Origin of the sequence: Paenibacillus sp. 2TAB23 (assembly GCF_052115165.1) — a bacterium.
In the GTDB taxonomy this organism is placed as follows: domain Bacteria; phylum Bacillota; class Bacilli; order Paenibacillales; family Paenibacillaceae; genus Pristimantibacillus.
On the sequence record NZ_JBFRGD010000012.1, the window covers coordinates 209699 to 220157 of the forward strand.

General features: G+C 45.6%; 10 protein-coding genes and 1 pseudogene. 9 read left to right on the plus strand and 2 right to left on the minus strand.

Going from position 1 to position 10459, the window contains the following annotated elements:
* The first annotated feature begins 53 nt into the window (after positions 1-53).
* Positions 54-677 carry a hypothetical protein gene (locus AB4Z29_RS18575; protein ID WP_441944506.1) on the plus strand — a complete coding sequence of 208 codons (624 nt, stop codon included), beginning with the start codon at positions 54-56 and terminating at the stop codon, positions 675-677.
* 72 nt (positions 678-749) lie between these two features.
* Here AB4Z29_RS18575 and udk read toward each other — a convergent pair whose 3' ends face one another.
* On the minus strand, positions 750-1385 hold the full coding sequence (gene udk, locus AB4Z29_RS18580; protein WP_441944507.1) for a uridine kinase: 636 nt from the start codon (positions 1383-1385) through the stop codon (positions 750-752).
* A 322-nt stretch (positions 1386-1707) separates the two neighbouring features.
* Here udk and AB4Z29_RS18585 point away from each other — a divergent pair, with 322 nt between their 5' ends.
* From AB4Z29_RS18585 to lepB, 4 genes are all read left to right on the plus strand, one after another.
* Entirely contained in the window at positions 1708-2196 is a 489-nt protein-coding gene (locus AB4Z29_RS18585) for a hypothetical protein (protein ID WP_441944508.1), read from the plus strand.
* A 48-nt stretch (positions 2197-2244) separates the two neighbouring features.
* Positions 2245-3012 carry a hypothetical protein gene (locus AB4Z29_RS18590; RefSeq protein WP_441944509.1) on the plus strand — a complete coding sequence of 256 codons (768 nt, stop codon included), beginning with the start codon at positions 2245-2247 and terminating at the stop codon, positions 3010-3012.
* 90 nt (positions 3013-3102) lie between these two features.
* Positions 3103-3618, plus strand: coding sequence for a hypothetical protein (locus AB4Z29_RS18595; protein WP_441944510.1), 516 nt, complete (start codon positions 3103-3105; stop codon positions 3616-3618).
* A gap of 23 nt (positions 3619-3641) precedes the next feature.
* Positions 3642-4205, plus strand: coding sequence for a signal peptidase I (lepB, locus tag AB4Z29_RS18600; RefSeq protein ID WP_441944511.1), 564 nt, complete (start codon positions 3642-3644; stop codon positions 4203-4205).
* A gap of 54 nt (positions 4206-4259) precedes the next feature.
* On the opposite strand, the gene AB4Z29_RS18605 is transcribed toward lepB, so the two are convergent.
* Entirely contained in the window at positions 4260-4904 is a 645-nt protein-coding gene (locus AB4Z29_RS18605) for a response regulator (protein WP_441944512.1), read from the minus strand.
* A gap of 191 nt (positions 4905-5095) precedes the next feature.
* Between AB4Z29_RS18605 and AB4Z29_RS18610 the strand changes: the two genes are divergently transcribed.
* The 4 genes and pseudogenes from AB4Z29_RS18610 to AB4Z29_RS18625 all read left to right on the plus strand — a co-directional run.
* Positions 5096-6595 carry a sensor histidine kinase gene (locus tag AB4Z29_RS18610; protein WP_441944513.1) on the plus strand — a complete coding sequence of 500 codons (1500 nt, stop codon included), beginning with the start codon at positions 5096-5098 and terminating at the stop codon, positions 6593-6595.
* Positions 6588-7022: a response regulator gene (locus tag AB4Z29_RS18615; RefSeq protein ID WP_441944514.1), complete on the plus strand. Its 435-nt coding sequence runs from the start codon at positions 6588-6590 to the stop codon at positions 7020-7022. Before AB4Z29_RS18610 ends, AB4Z29_RS18615 begins: the two co-directional genes overlap by 8 nt.
* On the plus strand, positions 7009-8127 hold the full coding sequence (locus AB4Z29_RS18620) for an HD-GYP domain-containing protein (protein ID WP_441944515.1): 1119 nt from the start codon (positions 7009-7011) through the stop codon (positions 8125-8127). The genes AB4Z29_RS18615 and AB4Z29_RS18620 overlap by 14 nt, the downstream gene beginning before the upstream one ends.
* 570 nt (positions 8128-8697) lie before the next feature.
* Positions 8698-10459 (plus strand): annotated as a pseudogene (locus AB4Z29_RS18625) (hypothetical protein); the annotation flags it as partial.

Genomic DNA, 10459 nt, shown 5'->3' on the forward strand with positions numbered 1-10459 from the left:
AATTTAAGAGTAAGCATCAGTGCGGTTCTTGCATACGATTGGAGGCACAACGAATGAATGTTTTTCTTCTTAATTCTGAATTTCACGGTGCGCGGCATGTCCCTACATTTTTGAGAGACCATTACGTAGGTTTCGAATGGCCGGGAATAGGGGATTTAGAGCAGTTAAGCAAGGAGGCTGGACAGGAAAAGGTGGTTCAAGCCTGCGATCAAAAGGGGGCGGTGCTGCTGGATCGGCTGCTCGAGATCGGCTCCTTTGTTTACGATATGCAGGATGGGGATTATCTCTTTCTGGCAGATGGCGATCATGTTCATATGGGCGATTTAGGCGACTATTACTATGTAGATAGACCGTCTGAGGAGGAAGCGGGCCTCTGCCATCGGCGAGGCGTGACTTGGCTGAAGAGCTTGCTGAGGTCGGAGCTGCATCCGGAGCTGAAGTCCTTTGTAGACAGGAAGGTAACCATCTCAATGCTCGAACGGAAGGTAACGCCGGAGCAGATTGAGCACTGGCTGGATAAGCCTTTCGGACAGGCGGCGGATACGGAACGCTCATGTGCAGTCGATCAGGAGACCATTACATTGGCGCTGGATATATTAAGAAAGGCGATGAGAAGCGGTGATGCAGACCGAAGAGAACGTGCAGCGATAGCCGTGCTTCAATTCGCTAAGCCGTAGTGTTCCATAGGCAAGTATTAAAAAGAGCACCGAGAGGGTGCTCTTTTTTGATGCCATAGATGACCGCAGCAGCTATAACTCCAGAATACCCGGGCTGTCCGTCAAATATTTCTCTGTCAGTATCGACAGCAGCTGGATGCCTACCTCGTTGTGTCCGCCTTCCGGGATGATAATATCCGCATATTTTTTGGAGGGCTCAATAAACGCTTCATGCATCGGTTTCACTGTATTCAAATATTGGTCATGTACGGACTTGATTGTCCTTCCACGCTCCTCGATGTCCCGCAATACCCGGCGCAATATGCGTACATCCGGATCGGTATCGACAAAAACCTTAATGTCGAGCACTTTGCGGATACTCTCCTCAGCCAGCACATGAAGCCCTTCCAGAATAACGATCTTGTTCGGCTTAAGCTCTATTGTCTCATCCTCTGATCGTCCGTGGATGGTGAAATCATAAACGGGTGCAAAAGCCATTTGACCTGCTCTCAGCGTCATGAGGTCGTTTGCGAGCAGCTCGATGTCGAATGCAAGCGGATGATCATAATTGATAAGCTCACGCTCAGCCAAGCTGAGATGCGTCGGGTTTTTATAATAATTATCCTGGGATATAAATGTTACTTTGTCTGATCCAAGACGATCAATGACAGAACGGGCAACCGTTGTTTTGCCGGATCCGGTGCCGCCGGCGATTCCAATGATAAGCATGGCGCTGCAATAAACCTCCCTATGATCTATGCCTGTGCAATTGTAGTATTGTAGCATAGCATTCACATTTTTTCACCTCGGCAGTCCTTTTTATCATTTTCTTCCCATCCATAGCTGTGCGGCAGGTAGGTTCTCATATGAAGTAAGAGATAGCGCTTGGAGGCCTAGAAGGAGGACCTGGAATCGGAGTTGCTTCGATCTGGTACGAAAGTATACCATGCATCCCCTCTAATGGAGACAATTAAATCACACGGATGGGTGACGTTTCGAATTTGCGCAAGCGATATAATTGCTTTAGCGAGAAACGAAAGGAGGCCCCACATTGAAACGTAGTCGATATAAATGGATTGCTGCTTCGGTGGGGATCTCCTCTCTCCTAGCCATCGGCAGCGTGTACGCACAATCCAATGAGAGCTTGCTTGTACAGGATTGGTACAAGGATAGATCGCATCAGCTAACCGCTGAAATCTTGGATTATGTTGTCGTGGAAGGATTATTGCAAGCTTCACAGAGCGTGAGCAGCGCATCAGGCAACTTGGCAGATAAGGCCGATGCCGACCTGTCGAATGCGCTGAGTGTAAGTCTTGAAGAGTCGAAGCTGACCATACAATCGTCGAGCCAAGCTTATATCGGCCAAATCGAGGCAAAAGCCTCTGAACTTGCCCGTATCACCAAGGAACAGACGTTTGAACCTTACATAAGAACAGTGACTAACGAGAATAACGAAGAGCTTGAACAACTTGCTGAGGCCACAATTAAAGAACTGACGCAGCAATTAGACGGCGGCGAAGCTCGGGTAGACAGCAATTAGAATGAGATAGTCTAAACCAATAAACCAAAAAAGAGGAGATTGACGACAATGAAAATGATTAAAAGCAAAGTAGTAGCAGGAGTAGTAGTAGTAGGTATGGTAGCTTCCATGGGGACGGTATTCGCAGCAACTAATGCGGGAACTCAACTGCAAGGCTGGTACACAACGGCTTCTAAAGCTGTAAAATCAACCATTTCCGGAGACTTCGCAAATTATTATGCGACTAGCAAAACAACTCATGCGGCTGCTGTAAGCGACCTGAAAGGCCAAGCTCAAAGAGACATCAGAGATGCTGGAAATGCAGAGATCAAAAACGTTAATAAAGCGATCAATGATCAAGTGAATGAATATACAACACAAATCAACACGGCTCAAGATGCAATTACAGGCAGTATGCCAGCTGAATATGATGCATTTGTTGGTACAACCAATGCTTCCGCAAACGATGCAATTGATACTATCGGAGTTTCGAACAAGAAAGAGCTTAACGCAGCTATTAAAAACCACCAAAACACTTACTTGAATAGACAAAATGATGCAGCAGCTACTACTAAAGGCGCAGCCGTTGCCGCTTTGAACGCCGAAATCGCTGAAACGCAATCCGAGCTGAATGCATTGCTGGCTGGTGAGAGCACAACGGCAACTACTGAAATTCAAACGAACTTGAATAACAAAATCGCTGCTCTTCAAGCAGAACTTGTTACTTTGACAAACAAAGGCGTCGCTGATGCAGAAGCAGCAATTGCGGCTAATGGTGCAGCTCTTCAAAAAGATGCTCTTGATAAACTTGATGAAATCGTTCTAAGCATCCAGTAGTTCCCTATCCATGTAGAATGAAACCGCAGGAAGCCCTTGAAAGGGGCTTCCCGGTTATTTTTTTGAGCATGAAAGGAAGGAGTGGTTCATATGAAAAGCAGAACGAACAGACATAAAGCTTTGTGGTCAAAGAAAAAGATCGCAGCTGGAATTGTTTCTTTAACAGTCGCGATCACAGCGACAACGGGTATTGCTTATGCAGATGTAGACCTTGGGGCTACAATCGAAGCCTGGTTCAACAAGAAAACCGAGATCGTTATGGAGAGCTTGGAGCATTCTATCCAGTCCGAAACCGATAAGCAAAAGGCCATGTTGAAGGAAGAATTGCAGCTTCGACTAGAGGCGTCATCCAAGCAGCTGGATGCATATACGGAAGAGCAGAAGCTTGTGCATACTCAGGCAATTGAACAATATGCAGCAGCGATTTTAGAAAACGTGGTCATCAATAACGAGCAAGACCGTAAGCAAATGCTAGACAAGATCCAGGTTATTGTAGACAGTGCGAAGGAAGCTATACAATCACTTGCAGGAAGTTATGCGCCGCCTCAATTGACATTCGTTCCCTCAGAATCCCAATCCGTCACAGACGCTGTATACGAATATTAATTTGAAGGCGGTGACATCGGAGAATGGCAGAAGAGCTGGAAGTGTTGGACAGTAAAGCCAACGTACCTCAAAAGAAACAGGGGGTATGGAGCTGGGTACGGCTTCTTTTAATTGTAGGCATCATATTTGTTGTGCTTAACAACTTGACCGGGCTAATGAGAGTTTCAGGAAATTCCATGAATCCCACGCTGCAGAGCGGCAACGTTCTGCTTATCAATAAGCTGGCTTTGTTTCTTGGCGTTCCCAAGTACGGGGATATCGTCATTATAAATGAGGATCGTCTGGGTTATAGCCTTGTGAAAAGGGTCATAGCAGTTGAAGGCGATAAGGTTGCCATAGAAGAGGGTGTGACCTATGTAAACGGATTGCCGCTGCTGGAGTCTTACACCTATGGCCAATCTGAAGATATGGAAGAGGTTGTTATAGGAATGGATGAGCTGTTTGTCGCGGGTGACAATCGTACGCTCGGAGAAAGCCTGGACAGCAGGGATCCTGAACTGGGTCCTATTCATATTCGTGACATTAAAGGCTATGCGGCCTTCTCGCTATGGCCGATGCACACACTTGCTAAGCCATTAAAGCTGTAAGCAGCAGAAGCTCCGCCGTATTATAGGCGGAGCTTCCTATTGTACCAAGCTCATCTATTTGGCGAGCTCAAACTGAACGAGTCCTTTCGACAAAGCATATAAGGCCGCTTGTGTCCGGTCAGCTAAGCTCAGCTTGGCTAATATTTGGCTGACATGCTTTTTGACTGTAAATTCCGTTATGTATAGATCGCTTGCAACCTCTTTGTTCGAGCGGCCCTTGCCTAGCGAAATAAGAACTTCAAGCTCCTTGGGGGTCAGCTCTGCGAACGCGAGCTCTCCGGTCGTAGGAGCAGTATCCATTAAAGAGTCCATAAAAACAGGATCATAATATTTACGCCCTCTTGCTACGACATCAACTGCATATAATAAGTCCTCCGGCAGCGCTTCCTTCAGACACATGCCTTCGACACCGAGCGATTGCGCCAATCGCAGCTCGTTGCTTGTAGCGGAGGACGTCAAGATGAGATATTTGCAATGATGTCCCATACTTCTAGCGTGCTGGATGAAATCCAAACCATTGTCATTACCCAAGTTCAAATCGACAAGCACAAGATCAGGGTGCGTTTGCCCCATGATAACCAACGCTTCCTTCGCGTTGGATGCCTCTCCGACAATGTTTATTTTATTTTCCATAGATACAATCATTCGTATCCCTTGGCGTACAAGTGGATGATCATCGAGGATAATCATATTTATCATGCCGGTTACCTCCATATATAAATAAGTTATGCTATACTGATATTAGTTAATTAGTCCTACCTTTACACTAATTACCATTGTATATGATGTAAGACTATTTGACTACTATAATTTGTTGTTTCTAGGAGTAAATAATGATATTGCATAGTCGTACCAGTTTATATATTGTCATCGGATGTCGTTGGCTTTCATTGATAATAGGTCTTTTGGTCCATTCTGGAGAGTTCGTAAGCGGGGACGCTGGACTCGTGCTTGCTGCAGTCAGCCTTCAAACGCTCTACAGCTTGTTTTTTTTGAACAAATCTCTGAAAAGGCTTGCGTGGTTAGCGATAAGCATGGATCTGCTTTTCCAAATCTATCTTCTCTGGTCTACGGGCGGGCTAACCGGTCCGTTCATTTTTTATAGCCTATCAAGTTTAGCCATGCTGAAAGCATATACGAAGTGGAAGACTTATTACGCGGTCACGTTCCTTTTCTTCTTGTTTAATCCGATTCTTCTCTCTTTACTGGAGGGGATCACCATAAACGCCTATTTAACGATACATGGGGCGTATATCCTATACGTCGTCCTCTTCTATAGTATGGCGGCGACGGTACACTATTGCTCCATTCGCCTGTATGCCCATATTCGAACCTTAGTGAAGCTCTATTCTTCCAGCCACTTGCATAATGGAATTAGCTATCAGGCTGCAATTGAATACGTGGAGGAGTTTCTAAAAGAGATTTTGGAAAAGCGCAAGGCATGGTTATGCATAAGCGGAGCGGGTTCACACCAGCTGGATCAGACCTGGACGCATACCTACTTTTCGAATGGCATGGAGCAAATAGCTGATCATTCTTCTAAAGGGTACATTCAGCTGCCCTCGCCGACAGGAGAGATGACTTCGTTTTATATGCGTGCAATGCAAGACCGGAGCGGAAACAGATATGGGTGGTTGCTCGTACAGGCCAATACGGGAGAGTTATCTATGCTGCAAAAAGCGTATATTCAGCTCGTTTTAATGAAATTTGAAACATATTATGACATTAATATAAAAATAAAGGAAATAAAGGATATCGCGATTGCGATGGAGAGAGACTCCATTGCTCAAAATATTCATGACGGCATTGCGCAGGAACTCTTCTTCTATTCCATTCAACTATTTCAATTGAAAAATGTGCTGCAGGGAGAATCGAAGGACGAAGCGCTGTCCTTGTTGACGGAAATGGAAAAAAAGGTGAAAGAGAGCCATCGTGATATCCGTAAATTCATTACGGAGCTTAAAGGGGAGAAGCGAAGGTTCAATCTTCATGATGCCATTGAAAGGATGCTTCACCGAATTACGGATCATACTGGCGTGAGGCTTGATTACGAGAACGTAGGCTGGATTGCTCAAGAGAGAGTTGAAATCGAAGAGACCATCTACCATTTCATTGAAGAGGCAGCCAATAATGTCATAAAGCATGCAAAAGCAACGATGATTCATGTGAAGGTTGAAGTAACGAGCGTTCAATGGAACATCATGATTAAAGACGATGGGCAAGGCATTATGAATGACAGTGAGGCAGCTCAGGGAGGCAAATTGGGGATTAATGGCATGACGAATCGGATAAAAGCGTTGAACGGGTCGATATCCATTCGTTCTGACGGAACGATGGGAACAACCATAATGGCGGCTATTCCGCGTGAGAGGAGCTTGGCTTATGTATAAGGTAGTGATTGCAGATGATCGGCCCTATGCAAGGCTAGGTCTCCGCATGCTGCTTAAAAGCAGCGATATTTATGGCATTGTAGGGGAAGCCTCGAATGGGAATGAAGCGGTTGAGGTTTCTGAGGAGCTGCTTCCCGATCTCCTGCTTACAGACCTGAAGATGCCTGGTGTCTCCATTATTGAGGGTGCCAAACGGCTGAAAAACAAAATACCGCATATAAAAATCGTCGTGTTAACGGCCTTTGACGATTGTGAAGACATCTACCTTGCCTTTAAGGCCGGGATTGACGGTTATTTAATGAAGGATACGGACCCTGAGCACATATTGCACGCCATACAGCAAGTCATGAATGGGGCGAGTGTCTTCCAGTCCAAAGAGAACGTTGATTTCATGGAAATCAGGAGGGAGATCCATGAAATACAATAAACTGCTTTCCATGCCTATCCATCATATGATTCTGATCTTGATTGGCTGTATGACGTCTATGATCGCCTTGTTGGCGATCGTGGATGCTGCATTTAGCAGAAGCAATATGTCTTTAACATTTGTCATGGCTGCGATGACCATCGCCATCCTCGCATGGGGAATGTTCGATTATCAGAAAAAATGGTTTGGGGACAGCAAATACATAAAGCTTGTTGTCGTTTTATTTTTATATCTGATCATGCTTGCTCTTTCTCTTTATTACCCGATGCTGTTTAGACAAATATGGGCCATTGTTTTTTTTATTCCGGTCATGAGCAGCTTGCTTACGACTTATAGAGAGTACGCTTACTCATGTATTTTCTTTTTTGCGTATTTCGTTGTTTATACGGTTGCCGGGACGACTGGCATGGGCGGAGAGGCGGATACGACTGTGCAATCTGCCTTTATGCGAATCTTGCTTGCGCTTGGGAGCGTATTGCTTGGGGGCATTGTCGTTATTGCGCGCCATCAGCAGGCAAAGCAGCTTGAAGTGCGTGCTTTGCAGCAGCAGAAGCAGCAAATCATTCATATGCTGCAATGCTTCGTACCCGTCGGGGAGCGCAAAACGCAAACCTCACGCAAAGAAATAAGCGAAATGAGCCTGCTGCTGAAGGGGCTGTGGATGGAGTGCGGCGGCACTCAGACGAAGGATTGGGAGATCGAGCTATTGTCGCTGCTGCATTTCGTAAGCCGGGTCAAGCTCCCCGATTACATGTTCGAAAAGGAAGGAAAGCTGTCGGAATTTGAGCTTGAAGTGGTGCAGGAGCATTGCTATATGGCGAAGGAGCTATGCGAGGGCATCCCAGGATTTCTGGAAGTGCAAAACGTGTTCCTCTATCACCATGAGAAGATTGACGGTACCGGATACCCTTATTGTCTGAAAGAGGATCAGATACCGCTGCTATCGCAAATGCTCGGCGTAGTGGAAGTCTTTTTGGCCATGACAACGCCAAGATCCTATCGCCAAGCGATGTCTAAGCGGGAGGCTTACGAGGAAATTCGGAAGCTGGCTGGAACTTCCTTCCGAGCGGATATCATTCAGGCTTTTGGCAAAGTGATCGTATAGCTGCACAATGAATGTACAAAGAGCCGCTTTCCATCTCGTGGAAGCAGCTCTTTTTTTCGTCTGAAAACCACGGTATGAGCGTCATGCGCTTCGAGGAGCACTTAGATCTTGCTGGTCCCGAGATAAAGGGAAGGTAGATGTTTACGGTCTTTTGGCTGAGTTCATGAACGCTTCGGTCCTGTAGCTGCATAACATCCACATATTTTTAATAAGTAGGTTTTATGTAGACTGAATATAGATTTTGCTAATTATGGAGATCGTTAAATTACAGAGCATTAAGTTATAAACAAGAGGAAGCTTATGAAGGGGGTAGTTCCAAAGAACTATCTTGATTATCATTAAATATTAATTATAGCTTATTGGTTATTACTATGTACTTTATAGTTTTCATTAAGTCTTTTCTTTGAACTACTGGGGTTTATTTGAACTACAGCCGCATACCCATTCTACAACTATAATATTAATACTTTGTGAATGAGGTATCAGGCTGAAAAAATACCTAAATAATATGAAAGCTATTTCCGATAGTAATAGTAGTATACTACTAGATCTATTGTGGAGGCAAAGCCGATGAAATTGAAGCCAAAGTCAAAAGTACAACCTAGAGCAAAAGCTAATTCTGTTAGACTTGCAACAGGAATAATAAGCGCAACATTGCTTTTATCCGCAATAAGCCCAGCCATTGGGTATGCAGCAGCTTCAACTTCTCCTGTAGCCGCTTCTATCTCTGTTGCTAATAATAAAGCAGGAGTTAAAGATACGGTAAAAGTAACAGGCCTGTTAGCAGGCGATATTGTAAAGGTCTACAATGCTGCAACATCCGGCACGCTTATGGGAACAGCAACCGTTGCCGTTGATGCAACTGAAGCATTAGTGGAAATTGATCAACTCGGCAGCGGAGTCGGAAGCATTTACGTAACAGTTACGAGTGGTGCGGATTCGGAAAGCACTCGCGTATTTAAAGCATATGATTCGGAGACATCCATAGCTCCGGTTGCAGCTAATATCACGGTTAACAATGAAAAAACAGGAAGTGCTGATACTGTTAAAGTAGTCGGGCTTACTGCAGGCGATATTGTAACTGTCTATGGTAGCGTAATTGAAAGCGCAACTGTTGCGGAGGGCGCAACAGAGGTTACCGTTTCCAAAGTAGATTTGCTTACTGCTACAGGCGGAACAGCACAGGTTTCAGTGACAAAGCTAAATAAGCTAGAGAGTACACGCACATCAAAAACGTATATCAGTGAGCCAATATCCACTATAATAGCTGCCAGCACCATTAATGTAGCTAATAATAAGTCTGGAGTTCAAGATAAAGTAGTAGTAACAGGTCTTGTAGAGGGCGATATAGTTAATGTCTACAAAGCAGCAACAGGCGGAACGGCAATCGGAACAGCTACAGTAGCTGAAGGAGCAACATCAGCAACGGTAACGATTGATCAGCTTGGCGCAACAGCTAGCAGTGTGTATGTGAGCGTGAAAAACGTAGATAAGCTGGAGAGTGCAAGAACGCTTAAAGCTTATGATGCTGAAATCAGCGTAGCACCAGTCGCGGCTAACGTAACGATAACGAATGGTCCAACAGGAAGTGCGGATACGGTAAAAGTAACAGGCTTAGCAGAAGGCGACATCGTGAACGTTTACGGCGTTGCGACAGGCGGGACAGTCTTAGAAACAGGAACAGTAGCAGAAGGCGCTACTGAAGTAACGGTCTCAAAATCAGATTTGCTCACGTCAACAGGCGGTACGGCTTACGTAACGGTAACGAAAGTGAACAAGCTGGAGAGTACTCGTACCTCGAAAGTATACGTAACGGAAACCGTATCGCTAGCGCCAGCAGCAGCGAATATTACAGTATTGAACAACAAAGTAGGCGTGAACGATACAGTGGTCGTTACAGGTCTTATCGAAGGCGACGTTGTGAGCGTGTATAAAGCAGCGACAGGCGGAACAGCAATCGGAACAGCAACGGTGGCCGAAGGTGCAACGTCAGCGACGGTTACGATAGAACAGTTAGGCGCAACAGCAAGCAGCGTATATGTCGGCGTAAAGAGCGTGGACAAGCTAGTCAGCACGAGAACGACAAAAGCGTATGATGCTGAAATTAGTGCAGCGCCGGCAGCAGCGACGATTACCATAACAAACAGCCCAACAGGCGGTGCAGATACGGTAAAAGTAACAGGCCTAGCAGAAGGCGACATCGTGAACGTATACGGCGTAGCAACAGGCGGCACGGTACTTGAGACTGCAACGGTAGCAGAAGGCGCAACGGAAGTAACAGTTTCCAAAACGGACCTGCTTACGGCAACAGGCGGTACGGCTTACGTAACGG

Bases quoted from the DNA above. Each gene is read 5' to 3' on its own strand.
- AB4Z29_RS18575 (WP_441944506.1), top strand. From the start codon at position 54: ATGAATGTTTTTCTTCTTAATTCTGAATTTCACGGTGCGCGGCATGTC.
- udk (WP_441944507.1), bottom strand. From the start codon at position 1,385: ATGCTTATCATTGGAATCGCCGGCGGCACCGGATCCGGCAAAACAACG.
- AB4Z29_RS18590 (WP_441944509.1), top strand. From the start codon at position 2,245: ATGAAAATGATTAAAAGCAAAGTAGTAGCAGGAGTAGTAGTAGTAGGT.
- AB4Z29_RS18595 (WP_441944510.1), top strand. From the start codon at position 3,103: ATGAAAAGCAGAACGAACAGACATAAAGCTTTGTGGTCAAAGAAAAAG.
- lepB (WP_441944511.1), top strand. From the start codon at position 3,642: ATGGCAGAAGAGCTGGAAGTGTTGGACAGTAAAGCCAACGTACCTCAA.
- AB4Z29_RS18605 (WP_441944512.1), bottom strand. From the start codon at position 4,904: ATGATAAATATGATTATCCTCGATGATCATCCACTTGTACGCCAAGGG.
- AB4Z29_RS18615 (WP_441944514.1), top strand. From the start codon at position 6,588: ATGTATAAGGTAGTGATTGCAGATGATCGGCCCTATGCAAGGCTAGGT.
- AB4Z29_RS18620 (WP_441944515.1), top strand. From the start codon at position 7,009: ATGAAATACAATAAACTGCTTTCCATGCCTATCCATCATATGATTCTG.